Source organism: Mesorhizobium sp. WSM4906 (assembly GCF_029674625.1).
Taxonomy (GTDB): domain Bacteria; phylum Pseudomonadota; class Alphaproteobacteria; order Rhizobiales; family Rhizobiaceae; genus Mesorhizobium.
The window spans coordinates 5531392-5548055 of the sequence record NZ_CP121355.1; the positions used below are offsets into that span (position 1 = coordinate 5531392).

Consider the following 16664-nt stretch of genomic DNA (forward strand, 5'->3'; position numbering starts at 1 on the left):
CGCGGGCATCGGCAGTTCTTGCGCTTTTTATGATTTTTCCAGCAGGCGCGTCACGCGCTTCAGCGCATCCGAAAGCGCCAGGGCTTCCTCATCGCCGAGCTTGTCGGTCAGGCGGGCAAGGTCGCGGATCGTTCCAGCCTCGAGGTCGGCCAGCGCGGCCTTGCCGCGCGGGGTGAGCGAAACGAAGGATGGCCCGCCTTCAGGGTCAGCATGTAGTAATTGCTCACCCCTACGCCTGGGCGAATGCCAAGGGACGCGCGTTGAGGGTTGTGGTTAGGGCGTCGAGTGGGTCGATGGCCCGTCGTCGGGCGGTTTCGAGGACGGATCGAATGTCGGCGTAGAGCTTGGCGCCCCACTCTGTTCGGAACCCGTTGGTGATCTTGCGGAACGTCACGCAAGGGCGCAGGGCGCGCTCGGAGGCGTTGTTGGTCGCCTCCAGCGCCCGATTGGTGATGAAGACGAACAGGTTTCGGCGGATTTCACCGATTGTCTTGTGCAGCTTGATGCCTTCTTCGTGGGTGGGACGCAGCCTGAGCAGCTCGCTCAGCTTCTTGACGAACTTCCTGTTATAGAAAGCCAGCTGTCGATCGCTGAGCTGATCGCGCTCGCGACCGATGCGGCAAGCGCGCTTGAGCAGCGCGATCAGGCCGGGCGCAAAACAATCGTCGCCGGCATCCATGGCATACTGAGCGTCACGGATGAGATGCGCCAGACAAAACTGGTGCTGACGTTTGGCGAAGCCCTTTTGGGCACCATAGCGGTCGGAAAGCCAGAAATCGGGGCGACGATCAGCCAGGAAGTCTTCCAGCACACGCTTGGCCCGCGTCGGATCGGCCAGGAAGACGGCGCTGTCCTTGTGATGAACCACCCAGAGCCAGAAGTTGCGCTTGCCGACCCGCAGGCCGGTTTCGTCCGAGGCCAGCGCCGGCGCGGCCATGAGGTCGTTGCGAATGCGCTCGGTCTGCGCGGCGAAGGGGACTGCGGCCCGCTTGAGCATGTTGACCAGCGCCCCCTCGCTGATCTCCACCCCGAATAGATCGCACAGCGTCCGCGACAGGCGTTCGAAGGCGATGCCGTGCGTGTAGCGCAGGTAAATCACCAGGGCGCGCAGCTTTGCCCCGAACGGCGAGCCAGGCGGCATGTCCGCCGGTGCGGCAGCCTTGAAGCGCCGGCTGCAGTTCGGGCAGGCGCCGCCGTAAAGGTTGATCCGCGTCACCACCGGTTCGATCGGCGGAAGCTCGACATGATCATAGGCTTCGCACAGCCATTGCCGCGCGCCCGAGACATCCGCCCGGCAATGTGGGCAGCACGAAGCGCGCATCTCCAATGTTTGCGTCGGGTTCGAAGCCATCGCACGATGCGCCCCGGTCCGCCCTTTCCGGCGCCGCCGCCGCTTGCTTGCCGGCGGCGTTGCCGCCGAAGCCTTGCGACCTTGCGAGGGCGGAACACTCGAATTATCCGGTGTCTTTGGCGGAAGCCCGAGCCGCGCCTCCAGTTCCGCAACCCGCCGCGTCAACTGCTCGATCATCGCGGCCTGCGCCAAAATGATCTCTATCAGCTGTTCCCGGTCCAGCGAATCAAGAACCGCGCGATCCATCCGCAGCTTGAATCACGCAATGCCATTCCCGTCAAACCCACGCCGGCTTTCGAGAGGGTGAGCAATTACCAGCATGTATCCCGGCCAACCCCATGGCGATGAATTTCCTAAGGATTCTCAAAACGTAGACGGGCGCGAGCCGCAGCTCGCCGGCCAGTTCCGACGCTATCGGCGCAACATCGAGATGAAACATCCGCGCCAGGAGGCCGGCCTCGCCGGCCGTTCGGGGCCTGCGGTCAAGCTCGAACAACACGCGAGCCTCGGCCAGCGTGTAGGGGCTCTGGATCAATGTCTCATCGAGCAGTCCAACGAGGCCGGTGTAGAACCGGTTGAAGCGACGAATCTCGTCGACCAGAGCTTCGTGAGGCATGCAGACCTCCCCTCAGAGACATTTGAGCCATCCGACAATTCTCCTTCAACTTGACCAAGTCAACTATTTAATTGACTAAGTCACTCGCCTTTCATGGCCGTTGCATTTGATCCGCGCTGCTCCAGATTGATGAGGAAGATACTGGAGCTTGGCAATGCAGGGCGAACAACGGGCTGTCAGGGCGTGCATTTTCGGCACGGTGCAAGGCGTCAGCTATCGCGTCTGGACGCGGAGCGAAGCCGTGCGCCTCGGATTGACGGGATGGGTGCGCAATGAGGCCGACGGCTCCGTCACGGCGCTCATCGCCGGCGCAGACGCCGCAGTCACCGCCATGATCGAGCGGCTTTGGCAAGGGCCGCGGGGCGCGCTGGTCTCGAAGGTCGAGATCGAGGAAGCCTCGGATGATGCGCCAGCCGACTTCAGGATTGTCGCATAGATCGGTATCTCCCCCCTTGAGGGGGAGATGGCCGGCAGGCCAGAAGGAGTCGCTGCGCGTGGAGCGCGACCCCTCATTTTTCGTCGCATAAGCGCGCCGGCGACCCCCTCTGTCGCCTTTCGGCGACATCTCCCCCTCAAGGGGAGAGATTTGGCCCTTGAATTAATTGAACGTTCGTTTTATTAATGCTTTAGAGGCGAATATGGCACGCACCACGGGTTCCGACGGAGAAAAAACCGAGGCGGCCGTCCGCGAAGCGGCGGTCAGCCTGATCGCGCGTCTCGGCTACGAGGCGATGTCGATGCGGCAGTTGGCGGCCGAAGTCGGCGTGCAGGCCGCCGCGCTATACCGCTATTTCCCGACCAAGGAAGACCTGTTGTTCACGCTGATGCGCGAGCACATGGAAGGCCTGCTGGACGCCTGGAACTCGGCGCGTCCGGCCACACTCGATCCCGCGGCGCGGCTTGCCGCCTATGTCGAGAACCATATCGCCTTTCATATCGAGCGGCGCCACGCCACCCATGTCTCCAACATGGAATTGCGCAGCCTCTCGCATGAACGGCTGACGCAGATCCTCAGGCTGCGTACCGCCTACGAAAAGGAATTGCGCGCGGTCCTGCGCGACGGCGCAGAAGCAGGCGTCTTCGAGATCGACGATGTCGGGCTCACCGCCATGGCGCTGATCCAGATGATGACCGGCGTCATCGTCTGGTTCCGGCCGGGCGAACGGCTGTCGATCGCCGAGGTCACGGCATCATATCTTTCGATGACAATGCGCCTGGTCGGCGCGACAATCAGCCATGGCACCGCGCGCCGTTCCGGGCGCGCCAAGGTCGCCGTGGCACTCTGATACACGCATGATCCCCGCGAGGACCGGGACGTGCACGGGAGGAACGCCATATGTACACGAATACGCTGAACCTCGGGCTCGATGCCGATATCGAGGCGCTGCGCGATACGGTAAGGCGCTTCGCGCAGGACAGGATCGCGCCGATCGCGGCCGAGATCGACCGCTCCAACGAATTCCCGGCACATCTGTGGACCGAGCTCGGCGCGCTCGGCCTGCTCGGCATCACCGCCGATCCGGATTTCGGCGGTAGCGGCATGGGCTATCTCGCGCATGTCGTGGCTATGGAAGAGATTTCGCGCGCATCCGCCTCGGTCGGCCTTTCCTACGGCGCGCATTCCAATCTCTGCGTCAACCAGATCAACCGCTGGGCGACACCGGCGCAGAAAGAAAAGTACCTGCCCCCGCTCTGCAGCGGCGAAAGCGTCGGCGCGCTGGCGATGTCCGAATCTGGCGCCGGCTCCGACGTGGTGTCGCTGCGCCTGCGCGCCGAAAAGCGCAACGACCGCTACGTGCTCAACGGCTCGAAAATGTGGATCACCAACGGCCCTGACGCCGAGACGCTGGTGGTCTACGCCAAGACGGACCCGGAGCGCCATTCGCGCGGCATCACCGCCTTCATCATCGAGAAGGCCTTCGCCGGGTTTTCGGTGGCACAGAAGCTCGACAAGCTCGGCATGCGCGGCTCCAACACCGGCGAGCTCGTCTTCGAGAATGTCGAGGTGCCGTTCGAGAATGTGCTGCATGAGGAAGGGCGCGGCGTCGAGGTGCTGATGTCGGGCCTCGACTATGAGCGCGCCGTGCTTTCCGGCGGGCCGATCGGGCTGATGGCGGCCTGCCTCGACGTGGCGGTGCCTTATGTGCACGAGCGCAAGCAATTCGGCCAGCCGATCGGCAGCTTTCAGCTGGTGCAGGGCAAGCTCGCCGACATGTACACGACGATGAACGCGGCGCGGGCCTATGTCTATGCGGTGGCCGCCGCTTGTGACCGCGGCGAGACCACACGCAAGGACGCCGCCGGCTGCGTGCTGTTTGCCGCCGAGAAGGCGACGCAGATGGCGCTCGACGCCATCCAGCTCCTCGGCGGCAACGGCTACATCAACGATTATCCGACCGGACGGCTGCTGCGCGACGCCAAGCTCTACGAGATCGGCGCCGGCACCAGCGAGATCCGCCGCTGGCTGATCGGCCGCGAGATCATGGCGGAGGGGGTTTAGTGCGCGCGGCTCGTCACTTTCGTCGAGCCTTCGTCGATCCGCTTTCGGGCCGCTTCAGCCAGCGTGTCCGACACCCATTGATTGATGGATTTCCCGTCGCTGGAAGCCGCACGGCTGACAAGACGGTGGACTTCGGGCGTGGTACGCAGGGCGAGTTTGCCAGAAAAAGGCTTTTCCGGCTCCTTGTTCTGTTCAGCACAAAATTCGAGGTAGTCGTCGACGCATTCATGAAAAGCCTTCAGCAATTCTTCCGCCGAATCGGCTTCGTATGTGAAGATGTCGCGAATACCGATGATACGACCGTGAAACACAACGTCGTTTTCATCGAACTCGATCGTTCCCAGATATCCCTTGTAGGGCTTCATAGCTCAACACCTGAATCTATTAGGAAAGTCCTGATCTCGCGGACCACGTATGCTTTCGTATCTGGCGATGGATGCGGTCGATGCACTCGGAGCGTTATCCCGTTCAACGTGAAGCGCACCCGCGATCCACGGCCTTCCGACACTCGCGCGCCGAGCGCGACCAGCAAAGCTTCGGCATCTCGCCATTTGATCGAAGTACTGACCGGATTGGCAAAGATTTTGTCCAGTGTCTGCCGGTGCGCCGCTTTCATGGCTTTTCGCCCTCCCCAAATCGACTACCCTGATGGTCGGCTCCTCTGGGGTTAGGGCGCGAGCCCGAAATGATACTGAAATATGATATCATCTGAGGTTCGTCAATGCCCGTCCTGACCTCGCAAATCTCCCCCTCCACCGACAACTTCCGCGCCAATGCCGAACGCATGCGGGCGTTGGTCGACGATATTGCCGAGAAGGCGGCGGGCATCGAGCGCGGCGGCTCGGACGAGGCGCGCGAGCGCCACCAGGGCCGCGGCAAGCTGTTGCCGCGCGAGCGGCTGGCGCAACTGCTCGACACCGGCTCGCCCTTCCTCGAGGTCGGCCAGTTCGCGGCATGGTCGATGTATGGCGAGGACATTCCGGCAGCGGGCATCATCACCGGCATCGGCCGCATCGAGGGCAAGGAGGTGATGGTCGTCGTCAACGACGCAACGGTGAAGGGCGGCACCTATTATCCGCTAACGGTGAAGAAGCATTTGCGCGCGCAGGAGATCGCGCTGCAGAACAACCTGCCCTGCGTCTACCTGGTCGACAGCGGCGGCGCCAATCTGCCCAATCAGGACGAGGTCTTCCCGGACCGTGAGCATTTCGGCCGCATCTTCTACAACCAGGCCAACATGTCGGCGGTCGGCATCCCGCAGATCGCCTGCGTCATGGGCTCCTGCACGGCGGGCGGCGCCTATGTGCCGGCGATGTCGGACGAGACGATCATGGTGCGCAACCAGGCGACCATCTTTCTCGGCGGCCCGCCGCTGGTGAAGGCCGCCACCGGCGAGGATGTCAGCGCCGAGGAACTCGGCGGCGCCGATGTCCACACCCGCCTTTCCGGCGTCGCCGACCACTACGCCATGGACGACGAACACGCCTTGGCCGTTTGCCGGCGCATCGTCAGGAACCTCAATCGGAACAAGGCCGCAAGCCTGAACTTGCGGAAACCCGTACCGCCGCTTCACGATCCGCATGAACTCTACGGCATCGTGCCGACGGATTTGCGCCAGCCCTATGACGTGCGCGAGGTGATCGCGCGTCTCGTCGACGGCTCCGAGTTCGACGAGTTCAAGCAGAATTACGGAACCACTTTGGTCACCGGCTTTGCCCATCTGCACGGCATGCCGGTCGGCATCCTCGGCAACAATGGCGTGCTGTTCTCGGAAAGCGCGCTGAAGGGCGCGCATTTCATCGAGCTTTGCTGCCAGCGCGGCATTCCGCTGATCTTCCTGCAAAACATCACCGGCTTCATGGTGGGCAGGAAATACGAGGCCGGCGGCATCGCCAAGGACGGCGCCAAGCTGGTCACGGCGGTCGCCACGGCCCGCGTGCCCAAGCTTACCGTGATCATCGGCGGCTCCTTCGGCGCCGGCAATTACGGCATGTGCGGGCGCGCCTATTCGCCCCGCTTCCTGTGGATGTGGCCGAACGCGCGCATTTCGGTGATGGGCGGCGAGCAGGCGGCGACCGTGCTCGCCATGGTCAAGCGCGAGGGCATCGAGCGCAAGGGCGGGCAATGGAGCGCCGAGGAGGAAGCGAAGTTCAGGAAGCCGATCCTGATGAAGTACGAGCATGAGGGCCACCCGCTCTATTCCTCCGCAAGGCTCTGGGACGATGGCATCATCGATCCGGCAAAGACGCGCGAGGTGCTGGCGCTCAGCCTTTCGGCGGCGCTCAACGCCGGGGTCGAGGAGACGAAGTTCGGCGTGTTCAGGATGTGACGATGAACGGCGTCAGTGACAGGATCCGGGTCCACACCGGCGACATCACCAGGCTCGCGGTCGATGCCATCGTCAATGCCGCCAATTCCTCGCTGCTCGGTGGCGGCGGCGTCGACGGCGCCATCCACCGCGCCGCAGGGCCTGAGCTTCTCGCCGAATGCCGCATGCTGAACGGTTGCAGCACTGGCAACGCCAAGCTGACCAAGGGCTATCGCTTGCCGGCGCGCTATGTCATCCACGCGGTTGGGCCAGTCTGGCAGGGCGGCGACAGGGGCGAGGCCGATCTGCTCGCCTCCTGCTATCGACGCTCGCTCGAAATCGCCCGCGACCATGACTGCCGGACGGTCGCTTTTCCGGCGATCTCGACCGGCATCTATCGCTATCCGAAGGACGAGGCGGCTGGGATCGCCGTGGCCACGACAGCCGACTTCCTGCGACAAAACACCGTGCCGGAGGTCGTTACTTTCTGCTGCTTCGACGAAGCGATGGCGGAGCTATACCGGCGGGCCGTTACTGGTATTGGGGAGAACTGAGTCCATGGGCCAAATGATTGCTCAAGCGACGACGTTGGTAGGGTACTCCCTTGGCAAGGAGGTGTTCTGGCATGTCAGGAGAAGCTGGCGGGACAGCGCCCCCCTCTGTCCTGCCGGACATCTCCCCCACGAGGGGGGAGATTGGCAGCTTCGGCGACAGCGCCCGTACTGTAACGTTGGCGATCGGCGAAAACGTCGGCGGCGTCCGATCTCCCCCCATGTGGGGGAGATGTCCGGCAGGACAGAGGGGGGCGCGAAGGAACGCCTTCTTAACGCGAAGCACACTCTGCCTGCGGAGGCTCCATGTTCGGCAAGATCCTGATCGCCAATCGCGGCGAGATCGCGTGCCGCGTCATCCGCACCGCGCGCAAGCTCGGCGTGCGCACTGTCGCGGTCTACTCGGATGCCGATGCCCGCGCCTTGCATGTCGAGATGGCCGACGAAGCGGTGCATATTGGCCCCTCACCCGCCGGCGAAAGCTATCTGCGCGGAGACAAGATCATTGCCGCGGCGCTTGCCACCGGCGCCGAGGCGATCCATCCCGGCTACGGCTTCCTGTCGGAGAACCCCGACTTCGTCGACCAGGTGACGAAGGCCGGACTGGTCTTCATCGGGCCATCGGCCGCCTCGATCCGCGCCATGGGGCTGAAGGACGCCGCCAAGCGGCTGATGGAAAAGGCCGGCGTTCCGGTGGTGCCTGGCTATCACGGCGAAGCGCAGGAGATCGTGCTGCTCGCCTCCAAGGCGCGCGAGATCGGCTATCCCGTGCTGATCAAGGCGCGCGCCGGCGGCGGCGGCAAGGGCATGCGGCGCGTCGACCATCCGGACGATTTCTCGGAGGCGCTGTCCGGAGCGCGGCGCGAGGCCAAGGCCGCCTTCGGCGACGACCGCGTGCTGGTGGAAAAATACGTCGACAAGCCGCGCCATATCGAGGTGCAGGTGTTTGGCGACAATTTCGGCAATGCCGTGCATTTGTTCGAGCGCGACTGCTCGGCGCAGCGCCGCCATCAGAAAGTGATCGAGGAGGCGCCCGCCCCCGGCATGACGCCTGAATTGCGCGAGGCGATGACGGAAGCGGCCGTCACTGCCGCCAAGGCAATCAACTACTCGGGCGCCGGCACGGTCGAATTCATCGTCGACGCCTCCGCGGGGCTCAAGCCCGACCGCTTCTGGTTCATGGAAATGAACACGCGGCTCCAAGTCGAGCATCCCGTCACCGAAATGGTCACCGGCGTCGATCTGGTCGAATGGCAATTGCGCGCCGCTTCGGGTGAAAAACTGCCGAAGACGCAGGACGAGATCGTGCTTGCCGGACATGCCTTCGAGGCGCGCCTCTACGCCGAGGACGCGTCGAAAGGCTTCCTGCCCGCGACAGGAACGCTGCACCATTTGAAATTCCCGGACACCTCGCACGCGGGCACCGCCATGCGTATCGAAACCGGCGTGCGGGCCGGCGACGCGATCTCGCCCTTCTACGACCCGATGATCGCCAAGCTGGTGGTGCGAGCCAAGGACAGGACCACGGCGCTTGGCGCGCTGCTCGACGCCCTTGCCCGGACGGAAATCGCCGGCTCGACCGTCAACACCGCCTTCCTCGCGGCACTCGCCGCCGACGCCGATTTCGCGGCCGGTGATGTCGACACCGGCCTGATCGGCCGTCATCAGGATGCTCTCGTCGCCGTTGCCGCGCCAAGCGATGAGGCAATCGCCGCGGCAGCGCTGGCGGCGACCGATGCGGGCGCGCCCAGCCCGGCCGCCGATCCATGGTCCGCGCTCGCGGGTTATGCGCATTTCCATACGCTGGCGCGCCGCATCCGGCTGCGCTTCGGCGAGGAGAACATACTGGCGCGCGTCTCAGCACGACCGGACGGCCGCTTCCAGGTGGCGCTGGAGGCGCCGCATGACGCGATCAACTCGCACGACCTCAGGAACTTGCTGCGCACCGCCCGCTGGCCGGGCCACGTCACCGTGTTCGAAGGCGCGGCCGGCTACACCTTCGCGGTTCCCGACCCGCTCGCCAAGGCGGACGAGGCCGCGGCCGCTTCGGGTAGCCTGCGCGCCCCGATGCCGGGGCTGGTCAAGCTGGTGCGCGCGGCCACGGGCGATGCCGTGATCAAGGGCCAGCCGCTGTTGATCCTCGAGGCGATGAAGATGGAGCACACCATCGCCGCCCCGCATGACGGGGTGGTCGCCGAGATCGCGGCCGAGGGCGCGCAGGTGAGCGACGGCACGGTGCTGGTGCGGTTTGTCGAGGACGGCCAAGGCTGAGGCGGGGACGGCGGGACAGCGCCAGCGTCGGTCAGCAATTCCAATCCGCCAAAAGAAATGGCCGGGATGTACCGGCCATTTCCGTCCGTATGCAGAAGCGATTACGGCTTGATCGGCGCGTATTTGCCGTCGTGCCACTGGTTGATGTCGTAGCTGGCGTTCTTCAGATCGCCCTTCTCGTCGAAGATGACGTCGCCGACGACGGTGCTGATCGGTTTGCCGTCCTTCAGCGCCTCGGCGACCTTGCCCGGATCGTCGGTGCCGGCGCGCTTGATGCCTTCGGCAACGGCCTGGATCACGGCATAGGAGAACAGCGTGAAGCCTTCCGGGGTGAAGCCGCCGGCCTTGATCTTGGCGACCGCGTCCTTCGCTTCCGGCTTGGCCTGCGGATCCGACGGGAAGACGAACATGGTGCCTTCACCGGCCGGGCCGGCGACCTGCCAGAATTCCGGCGAGGCGATCGAGTCCGGCATGATGAGCTGGAACTTGACGTTCTGCTCGGCCGACTGGCGCAGGATGAGGCCGGCTTCCGGGTGATAGCCGCCGAAATAGACGACGTCGGCCTTGAGCTCCTTCAGCTTGGTGACCAGAGCCGAATAGTCCTTCTCGCCGGCATTGATGCCTTCGTAGTCGACCTCCTTGAGTCCGCCGGCGTTCATCGTCGCCTTCACGGCGTCGGCAACGCCCTGACCGTAGGCGCTCTTGTCGTGCAGGATGACGATGTTCTTGCCGGCATATTTCTTGGCGATCCAGGGACCGATGAAGGCGCCCTGGGCGTCGTCACGCGTGTAGAGGCGCATGATCGTCGGCCAGCCGGACTTCGCCGCGGCGTCGGTCAGCACCGGGTTGGACGAGGCGGGGGTCATCATCAGCGTGCCGGCCTCGGCATAGACCGCGGAGGCCGGGATGCTCGAGCCCGAGCAGGCATGGCCGTCGACGAACTTGACGCCGTTGGCGACGATGCGGTTGGCGACCGACACAGCCTGCTTCGGATCGCACTGGTCGTCCTCGATGTCGAGCTTGATCTGCGAGCCGTTGACACCGCCGGCCGCGTTGATGGCGGCGGCTGCCGCCTGCGCGCCCTGCTTGAACTGGTCGCCGATCGTGGCGAGCTGGCCGGTCATCGGACCGACCACGGAAATGGTGATGTCGTCGGCGAAGGCAACCGATGCGCTCATCATCAGGCCCAATGCGGCCGCGCTCAAAATACCCAATCTTTTCATGACAATAGAACTCCTCCACTTGCGCGCGGCCGTTCCGGCCACGCTTCTTCCAGAGAGCCGGGACAATTTCACCCTTCGCCGGAACTGTCGAGAGGACAGTGCAACCGGATTTGGTTCATTTTTGAGAGGATTGCTTGGGCCAAGCCGCGATGAAAGCAGGAGGATCGTGAAATGCAAAAAGCCACGCCGGCCTTGTCCCGGCCGGTCGCGGCTTTTTGCAGTCGAGCTTGCTCGGCGCCCCCGCGCCTGAACCCGCTCGCTTCCCTGTTTTGTCGCACGGCTTGGTTCATTGACCTGCCGCGTTCTCTCTCGTTATTTTGCTGGCCGTCTTTTCGCGGCCTTGTCCCCTGAAGACTCTAGGCCCGCAAGATCAGTGCATCGTCATCCATTCGCGTGCTTCGCGCAGCGCCCTCGCGATATCGGCCTTCGACATCGTGGCCGACAGTTCCGAGCGCAGCTCCGCGGCCCGTGCCGAGCCCTTGATCGCGGCGATGTTGAACCATTTGTGGGCGGCGACGACGTCGGTCTCGCAGTCGCGGCCGGTCGCATACATCATGCCCAGTTCGAAAAGAATGTCGGCCTGGGCAGTTGCCCCCATGGCGCCGAAGCCGTCTTCAAGCATTTCAAAACGTGCCATTTCAATCCCCTGTCTGCTCCCGAGAGCTGCCTCCTTCTGTCCCCTGAAGTCCCTCGGGACGGGCCGCTCTTTCGATGCTTTCGAGGATGAGGGCTCGCCTTGAATCCGTCGTTAAATGGCTTGCTTAATTTGAAGAAAACAAAGCTAAAACAAGAGGTAAACGCGAAAAACTGTTAAGCATAGGAATGGCGCAATTCCGCCTCTTTGCGCTAAATTCGATGAAAATTTCAGGCGCCAGAATCAAGACTTCGCTAACCACGGAAACCGAAGCCTTTTTCGCCACCCGTTCATTTTCAGGGTCCCGGGCGGCCAAAATCCTTGCAACCTTCCGTGGCGGCACCGCTTTCGTTTTGGCGGCGGCTGGATTAGCTTACGTTTGCGTAAGGGACAGAGAGGCGGAGCGAGTCCCGCCGGAACCTGTAGGGAGGAGGACAGATATGTTTCGAAAAGTAAGCCTGGCCCTGGCGGCCACCCTGATCATGGCCGGCGCCGCGTGGGCCGACCCGATCGAAGGCAACTGGAAGACGCAGGCCGGCTCGACCGCGGCGATCGCCGGCAGCGACTCTTTCTCGATCACGCTGAAGTCCGGCAAATATGCCGGCAAGACGATCGGCTCCTTCAAGGCGGCCGGCGACAACAAATACACCGGCACCATAACCGACCCGGAAACCGACAAGACCTATTCCGGCAAGGCGACGCTTTCCGGCGCCTCGCTCAAGATGAGCGGCTGCGTGCTGGGCGGGCTGATCTGCAAGAGCCAGACCTGGCACAAGCTCTGATCGCCGTACAGCTGACGATGCAAAACGGGGCCTGCCGGGCCCCGTTTTCTTTTGGGAGCCGTTCGGAGCGCGTCGGCAGGCTGCTTGTTCTTAGGCACGTCGCTTTTCCCGAGACCGGTGCGCACTTTTGAGCGACGTGCGTCAGACGACAGACCAAGGCCTCATCAATCAATTTGAACGGTAGATGAATACCGGTCTCAGAACCGGTTCAGAGGCATGCGGGCATTCTCCTCACCATTGAAGGAGAGACCAAATGCTTGTCCGCCGCTTCACCATCGTCTGCCTGCTGATGAGCCTGTTCGGCATGTCCTTCGCCATCCTCGTGGCCGAAGCCGGCCGTCCGGGCCGCTCATCGGGAATGGCCGACACCTGCCGACTGGACTGCGTGAACCATTTCGACCGCTGAAACGACCAATACTCGAAACCGGAACGACCACCATGAACCGCATCGCCACCTCCACCCTCAAGGCTCTTCGGCTCCTGCCGCGGGCGATGCTCATCCTGGTGCTGCTTGCCGCTCCCGTGCTGGCGGTGCCGATGATGCGCGCCGACGCCGGTTCGGTCATCGAGGCGCCGACGCCGAAGAAGGCAGGCATCGGCTTCGTGCTGCTGGTCAGCCTGCAGCGCGGCTGACACGGTCGAAGAAAAATACGCAGCAGGGCAGGCTTCGCGCCTGCCTCCCCCTCCCAAGCGCTCTTCCAAATCCCTATATTGGGCCATGGAAAAGCGAATCTACCCCCAAGCCATCGAATCGGTCGTGATGCCGGAGCCTTTCGGCAGGCAAAGTTTCGACGACGCCAAGAAGGCGGTCGCGGCGCTGGAGGCGCTCTACGACCGCAACACCAAATTCCTGCGCGATTCCTTCGCCAATCTCGCCGCCGGCGGTGACGAGAGCAAGCGCTACAGGGCCTTCTATCCGCAGATCGGCGTCACCACGACCTCGTTCTCCCAGATCGACTCGCGCCAGGCCTACGGCCATATGCCGACGCCCGGGCATTTTGCCACCACCATCACCCAGCCGAAGCTGTTCGAGAACTATCTCATCGAGCAGCTTCGGCTCATCATGCGCAATCACGGCGTCCAGGTGACGGTATCGGAATCGACCACGCCGATCCCGCTGCATTTCGCCTTCCTGGAAGGCACCTATGTCGATGGCACGGCTGCCGAGCGCATCAAGCGGCCGATCCGCGACCTGTTCGACGTGCCGGACCTCGACGGCACCGACGACCAGATCGCCAACGGCACCTTCGAGGTGGCGTTCGGCGAGCCGAGGCCGCTGGCGCCGTTCACCGCGCAGCGCATCGACTATTCGCTGCACCGCATGACGCATTACACGGCGACCAGCCCGCAGCATTTCCAGAATTTCGTGCTGTTCACCAACTACCAGTTCTACATCGACGAGTTCGTCGCGCGCGCCCGCGACCTGATGGAGAAGGGCGGTGGCGGCTACAGCGAATTCGTCGAGCCGGGCAATGTGGTGACGAAAGCCGGGGCGAGCGCGCCAAGCGAAGGCACGCCGCCGCAGCGCCTGCCGCAAATGCCGGCCTATCACCTGAAGAAGCCGAGCCATGGCGGCATCACCATGGTCAATATCGGCGTCGGCCCCTCCAACGCCAAGACCATCACCGACCATATCGCGGTGCTTCGGCCGCATGCCTGGGTGATGCTCGGCCATTGCGCCGGCCTGCGCAACACGCAGGCGCTGGGCGACTATGTGCTGGCGCATGCCTATGTGCGCGAGGACCATGTGCTGGACGACGACCTGCCGGTCTGGGTGCCGATCCCGCCGCTGGCCGAAATCCAGGTGGCGCTGCAGGAAGCGGTGGCCGAAGTCACGGGGCTTTCCGGCTACGATCTGAAGCGCATCATGCGCACCGGCACCGTCGCCACTATCGACAACCGCAACTGGGAGCTGCGCGACCAGCGCGGACCGGTGCAGCGCCTGTCGCAATCCCGCGCCATCGCGCTTGACATGGAATCGGCGACGATTGCGGCCAACGGCTTCCGCTTCCGCGTGCCTTACGGGACGCTGTTGTGCGTCTCCGACAAGCCGCTGCATGGCGAGTTGAAGCTGCCAGGCATGGCGACGGAATTCTACAAGCGGCAGGTGGCGCAGCATCTCACCATCGGCATCAAGGCGATGGAGAAGCTGGCCGAAATGCCGATGGAACGGCTGCATTCGCGCAAGCTGAGAAGTTTTTCCGAAACGGCCTTCCAGTAGCGATCGGCTTCGGCTGGCATCAACCAGGGCCTCTTTGTTTTTTGCGCAATTCCAGGAAAACCGTTGCACACTTTTCCTGGAATTGCGCTTATCTCTTTGCTTTGCGCAATTCCGGACGGAAAACCGCTGCACACTTTTCCTGGAATTGCACTGCGAGGCAATTCGTCGTCTTGCTCGGGCCGCAATTTGGCCGATAAGCAGGGCAGAGCGAGATTGTCTCGCTCCAACGGATTGCCAGCGGCATTCGGCAGACCACGACTGAGATGGCAACAGGCGGCGCGCGCTCGAACATGACGGCTGGGGTGGCATTCCTGGCGATGATGGCACTCTCGGCCGCGCTGCTGGCCGGGTTCCTCGGCGCGCTGCATCCGGCCTTCGATTCGTTCTCGCATTTCCGCATTCATCTGAGCGTCTTGACTGCGCTGCTGGCATTGCCGCTGCTTGCCGGCTCGTACCGGCTGCAAGCGGCGGCCGTGCTGCTCTTCGCCATAGCCAGCCTCGCCACGACGATGAGCGCGCTGCCCAGGCTGTGGCCGCGGCAGGCGGTCGCCAAGCCCGTCGACCGGATCGTCTACAGCCTGCTGCAGATGAACCTGCTCTACGACAATCCGACACCGAAGAAGGTGCTGTCGCTGATCGGTCGGACCAATCCTGATGTGATCACCCTCGACGAGGTGTCGGAGATGTGGGCGACCGAGCTCGGCTATATCGCGAGCGCTTATCCGTACCGCATCCTTTGCGCCTATCCGAACGGGGTATTCGGCGTCGCACTGCTGTCGCGGCGGCCCTTTGCCGCCGGCACTGCGCCGCACTGCGAACCGCGTGGCGCGATGGCGACCGCAACGATCGATTTCGGCGGCACCGGCGTCGACGTCGCCGCGATCCATCTGAGCTGGCCCTGGCCGCGCGAGCAGTATTGGCAGATCGGCGAGCTGGCGGAGCCGCTTGCCGCGCTCGGCGAAACCGCCATCATGGCCGGCGACTGCAACGCCGTGCCGTGGAGCGCGGCGGTGCGGCGCGTCGCCTCGCTCGGCGGATTGACTGTGATGCCTTCGGCCGGGCCAACCTGGATCCACGCGAAGCTGCCGGACTTCGTGCGACGCTTCGCCGGCCTGCCGATCGACCAGGTATTCAGCAAGGGCGGAGTGACGATCCATTCGGCGACGCGGCTGGAGGACGACGGCTCGGACCACTTGCCGGTGCTGGTCGAGTTCTCGCTGCGGCCCGACGACAGAGCGCCAGGGGACGAGCATGAATCGGCGCTGGCAGCAAACGCACAACTTGGCAAGACGGGCAGTTAGAGCAATTCCAGGAAAAGTGTGAGCGGTTTTCCGCCCGGAATTGCGTAAGAACAAAGAAGTTAGAGCGGTTCAGCGTTTCCGTGAAACGGTGAACCGCTCTGGTCTAGCGTCGCATTCCTTCGCGCCCCCCTCTGTCCCGCCAGCGCCAACTGTTTCGCAACGCGCCGCTAAGGCTTGATCAAAGCCGCGACCAGATGCTCGACATGACCGCCGTCGCGGTGCTCGCGGGCATCGAAGGCATTCTGCTTGGCCTCGTATTCGGCATAGGTGGCCTGGATGCGCTGGCGCGCCTCGCGGCGCGTCTTGTAGCAATAGGGATCGTCCGCGACCTTGAGGCCGGTGATCGACCGCTCGGTGACGCGCATCATTTCCCTGGCGATGCGGCCATGGGTTTCCTCGTGGGCTCGCACACCGGCGAAAAACCGGGCCCATCGCTTCTTCAGCGCCGGCGTCGCCGAGGCGACGCGCGGAAAGGTGTAGAAGAGATTGAGCGTGCCGTTTGCCTGCTTGAGCCCGCACGAGCCCTTGTCCGGGATGACGCCCAGCTCCCAGTCGGCCGTGTAGGCGGTCTGGGCGATGGCATGCGTCATGAAGCCGTGCTTGGGGCCTTTGCTGTCCATGGCCTCGATGAGCGCCGCGCCGGAATTGCCGGCAATGTCGTAGGTGCGTGTCTGGACCAGCACCCTGGTGCCGGCCGAAGCCTGCGGCGCCGACAGCGCGCCGAGGGCGACAAGGCATGTCAGAACCGTCAGCCGCATGGTCGTTCTCCCTATCTTCAGGAAAAGGAAACACAAGCAGGCGGTGGTTTCAACAGCCTTGAGGTTGCGATGCCGCAACATATTCGCAGGCAGGCGCCGCCGGCGCCGGCGCCACCGAAGAGGTATGGGTCAGGGGCAGCGAAAAGCC

At 63.6% G+C, this 16664-nt stretch carries 18 protein-coding genes; 11 read left to right on the plus strand and 7 right to left on the minus strand.

The features are described 5' to 3' along the window. Positions 1 to 229: 229 nt before the first annotated feature. Positions 230 to 1597, minus strand: a complete 1368-nt coding sequence (locus tag QAZ22_RS26895; protein WP_278203789.1) for an IS66 family transposase — start codon at positions 1595 to 1597, stop codon at positions 230 to 232. Positions 1598 to 1628: 31 nt separating this feature from the next. Next, entirely contained in the window at positions 1629 to 1967 is a 339-nt protein-coding gene (locus tag QAZ22_RS26900; protein ID WP_278203791.1) for a hypothetical protein, read from the minus strand. A gap of 154 nt (positions 1968 to 2121) precedes the next feature. Between QAZ22_RS26900 and QAZ22_RS26905 the strand changes: the two genes are divergently transcribed. The 3 genes from QAZ22_RS26905 to QAZ22_RS26915 all read left to right on the plus strand — a co-directional run bounded on the left by QAZ22_RS26905 (position 2122) and on the right by QAZ22_RS26915 (position 4467). Further along, positions 2122 to 2403, plus strand: a complete 282-nt coding sequence (locus tag QAZ22_RS26905; RefSeq protein WP_278203792.1) for an acylphosphatase — start codon at positions 2122 to 2124, stop codon at positions 2401 to 2403. Positions 2404 to 2605: 202 nt separating this feature from the next. Beyond that, positions 2606 to 3253 carry a TetR/AcrR family transcriptional regulator gene (locus tag QAZ22_RS26910; protein ID WP_278203793.1) on the plus strand — a complete coding sequence of 216 codons (648 nt, stop codon included), beginning with the start codon at positions 2606 to 2608 and terminating at the stop codon, positions 3251 to 3253. 50 nt (positions 3254 to 3303) lie between these two features. Further along, positions 3304 to 4467 carry an isovaleryl-CoA dehydrogenase gene (locus QAZ22_RS26915; RefSeq protein ID WP_278203794.1) on the plus strand — a complete coding sequence of 388 codons (1164 nt, stop codon included), beginning with the start codon at positions 3304 to 3306 and terminating at the stop codon, positions 4465 to 4467. Here the strand turns inward: QAZ22_RS26915 and QAZ22_RS26920 are convergent. After that, positions 4464 to 4832, minus strand: coding sequence for a type II toxin-antitoxin system HicB family antitoxin (locus QAZ22_RS26920; protein WP_278203795.1), 369 nt, complete (start codon positions 4830 to 4832; stop codon positions 4464 to 4466). The genes QAZ22_RS26915 and QAZ22_RS26920 overlap by 4 nt on opposite strands. Further along, entirely contained in the window at positions 4829 to 5083 is a 255-nt protein-coding gene (locus QAZ22_RS26925; RefSeq protein ID WP_278203796.1) for a type II toxin-antitoxin system HicA family toxin, read from the minus strand. The genes QAZ22_RS26920 and QAZ22_RS26925 overlap by 4 nt, the downstream gene beginning before the upstream one ends. 105 nt (positions 5084 to 5188) lie before the next feature. Here QAZ22_RS26925 and QAZ22_RS26930 point away from each other — a divergent pair, with 105 nt between their 5' ends. The 3 genes from QAZ22_RS26930 to QAZ22_RS26940 all read left to right on the plus strand — a co-directional run bounded on the left by QAZ22_RS26930 (position 5189) and on the right by QAZ22_RS26940 (position 9597). After that, a complete protein-coding gene (locus QAZ22_RS26930) occupies positions 5189 to 6796 on the plus strand; it encodes a carboxyl transferase domain-containing protein (RefSeq protein WP_278203797.1) in 1608 nt (535 codons plus the stop codon). A gap of 2 nt (positions 6797 to 6798) precedes the next feature. After that, the gene (locus QAZ22_RS26935; protein WP_278203799.1) at positions 6799 to 7329 is read left to right on the plus strand and encodes an O-acetyl-ADP-ribose deacetylase; all 531 of its coding nucleotides are present in this window, start codon (positions 6799 to 6801) and stop codon (positions 7327 to 7329) included. Positions 7330 to 7632: 303 nt separating this feature from the next. Beyond that, positions 7633 to 9597 (plus strand): acetyl/propionyl/methylcrotonyl-CoA carboxylase subunit alpha, encoded by a 1965-nt coding sequence (locus QAZ22_RS26940; protein ID WP_278203801.1) that lies wholly within the window; start codon positions 7633 to 7635, stop codon positions 9595 to 9597. Between the two features lie 101 nt (positions 9598 to 9698). Here QAZ22_RS26940 and QAZ22_RS26945 read toward each other — a convergent pair whose 3' ends face one another. Then, positions 9699 to 10820, minus strand: coding sequence for an ABC transporter substrate-binding protein (locus QAZ22_RS26945; RefSeq protein WP_278203803.1), 1122 nt, complete (start codon positions 10818 to 10820; stop codon positions 9699 to 9701). Between the two features lie 370 nt (positions 10821 to 11190). Next, entirely contained in the window at positions 11191 to 11457 is a 267-nt protein-coding gene (locus QAZ22_RS26950) for a sel1 repeat family protein (protein WP_278203805.1), read from the minus strand. Between the two features lie 437 nt (positions 11458 to 11894). Here QAZ22_RS26950 and QAZ22_RS26955 point away from each other — a divergent pair, with 437 nt between their 5' ends. The 5 genes from QAZ22_RS26955 to QAZ22_RS26975 all read left to right on the plus strand — a co-directional run bounded on the left by QAZ22_RS26955 (position 11895) and on the right by QAZ22_RS26975 (position 15758). Beyond that, the gene (locus QAZ22_RS26955; RefSeq protein WP_278203807.1) at positions 11895 to 12236 is read left to right on the plus strand and encodes a DUF2147 domain-containing protein; all 342 of its coding nucleotides are present in this window, start codon (positions 11895 to 11897) and stop codon (positions 12234 to 12236) included. Positions 12237 to 12489: 253 nt separating this feature from the next. Further along, a complete protein-coding gene (locus QAZ22_RS26960) occupies positions 12490 to 12642 on the plus strand; it encodes a hypothetical protein (RefSeq protein WP_278073062.1) in 153 nt (50 codons plus the stop codon). 32 nt (positions 12643 to 12674) lie between these two features. Continuing rightward, positions 12675 to 12869, plus strand: coding sequence for a hypothetical protein (locus QAZ22_RS26965; protein ID WP_278203809.1), 195 nt, complete (start codon positions 12675 to 12677; stop codon positions 12867 to 12869). Between the two features lie 127 nt (positions 12870 to 12996). Beyond that, the gene (locus QAZ22_RS26970; protein ID WP_278203810.1) at positions 12997 to 14457 is read left to right on the plus strand and encodes an AMP nucleosidase; all 1461 of its coding nucleotides are present in this window, start codon (positions 12997 to 12999) and stop codon (positions 14455 to 14457) included. 290 nt (positions 14458 to 14747) lie between these two features. Further along, positions 14748 to 15758 carry an endonuclease/exonuclease/phosphatase family protein gene (locus QAZ22_RS26975; RefSeq protein WP_278207953.1) on the plus strand — a complete coding sequence of 337 codons (1011 nt, stop codon included), beginning with the start codon at positions 14748 to 14750 and terminating at the stop codon, positions 15756 to 15758. A 167-nt stretch (positions 15759 to 15925) separates the two neighbouring features. On the opposite strand, the gene QAZ22_RS26980 is transcribed toward QAZ22_RS26975, so the two are convergent. Further along, positions 15926 to 16516, minus strand: coding sequence for a DUF922 domain-containing protein (locus QAZ22_RS26980; protein WP_278203812.1), 591 nt, complete (start codon positions 16514 to 16516; stop codon positions 15926 to 15928). Positions 16517 to 16664 lie beyond the last annotated feature (148 nt).

Coding starts and splice junctions, on each gene's coding strand:
- QAZ22_RS26915 (WP_278203794.1), top strand. CDS start 3,304: ATGTACACGAATACGCTGAACCTCGGGCTCGATGCCGATATCGAGGCG.
- QAZ22_RS26965 (WP_278203809.1), top strand. CDS start 12,675: ATGAACCGCATCGCCACCTCCACCCTCAAGGCTCTTCGGCTCCTGCCG.
- QAZ22_RS26960 (WP_278073062.1), top strand. CDS start 12,490: ATGCTTGTCCGCCGCTTCACCATCGTCTGCCTGCTGATGAGCCTGTTC.
- QAZ22_RS26895 (WP_278203789.1), bottom strand. CDS start 1,597: ATGGATCGCGCGGTTCTTGATTCGCTGGACCGGGAACAGCTGATAGAG.
- QAZ22_RS26950 (WP_278203805.1), bottom strand. CDS start 11,457: ATGGCACGTTTTGAAATGCTTGAAGACGGCTTCGGCGCCATGGGGGCA.
- QAZ22_RS26955 (WP_278203807.1), top strand. CDS start 11,895: ATGTTTCGAAAAGTAAGCCTGGCCCTGGCGGCCACCCTGATCATGGCC.
- QAZ22_RS26905 (WP_278203792.1), top strand. CDS start 2,122: ATGCAGGGCGAACAACGGGCTGTCAGGGCGTGCATTTTCGGCACGGTG.
- QAZ22_RS26970 (WP_278203810.1), top strand. CDS start 12,997: ATGCCGGAGCCTTTCGGCAGGCAAAGTTTCGACGACGCCAAGAAGGCG.
- QAZ22_RS26940 (WP_278203801.1), top strand. CDS start 7,633: ATGTTCGGCAAGATCCTGATCGCCAATCGCGGCGAGATCGCGTGCCGC.
- QAZ22_RS26925 (WP_278203796.1), bottom strand. CDS start 5,083: ATGAAAGCGGCGCACCGGCAGACACTGGACAAAATCTTTGCCAATCCG.
- QAZ22_RS26975 (WP_278207953.1), top strand. CDS start 14,748: ATGACGGCTGGGGTGGCATTCCTGGCGATGATGGCACTCTCGGCCGCG.
- QAZ22_RS26900 (WP_278203791.1), bottom strand. CDS start 1,967: ATGCCTCACGAAGCTCTGGTCGACGAGATTCGTCGCTTCAACCGGTTC.
- QAZ22_RS26930 (WP_278203797.1), top strand. CDS start 5,189: ATGCCCGTCCTGACCTCGCAAATCTCCCCCTCCACCGACAACTTCCGC.
- QAZ22_RS26935 (WP_278203799.1), top strand. CDS start 6,799: ATGAACGGCGTCAGTGACAGGATCCGGGTCCACACCGGCGACATCACC.
- QAZ22_RS26945 (WP_278203803.1), bottom strand. CDS start 10,820: ATGAAAAGATTGGGTATTTTGAGCGCGGCCGCATTGGGCCTGATGATG.
- QAZ22_RS26920 (WP_278203795.1), bottom strand. CDS start 4,832: ATGAAGCCCTACAAGGGATATCTGGGAACGATCGAGTTCGATGAAAAC.
- QAZ22_RS26910 (WP_278203793.1), top strand. CDS start 2,606: ATGGCACGCACCACGGGTTCCGACGGAGAAAAAACCGAGGCGGCCGTC.
- QAZ22_RS26980 (WP_278203812.1), bottom strand. CDS start 16,516: ATGCGGCTGACGGTTCTGACATGCCTTGTCGCCCTCGGCGCGCTGTCG.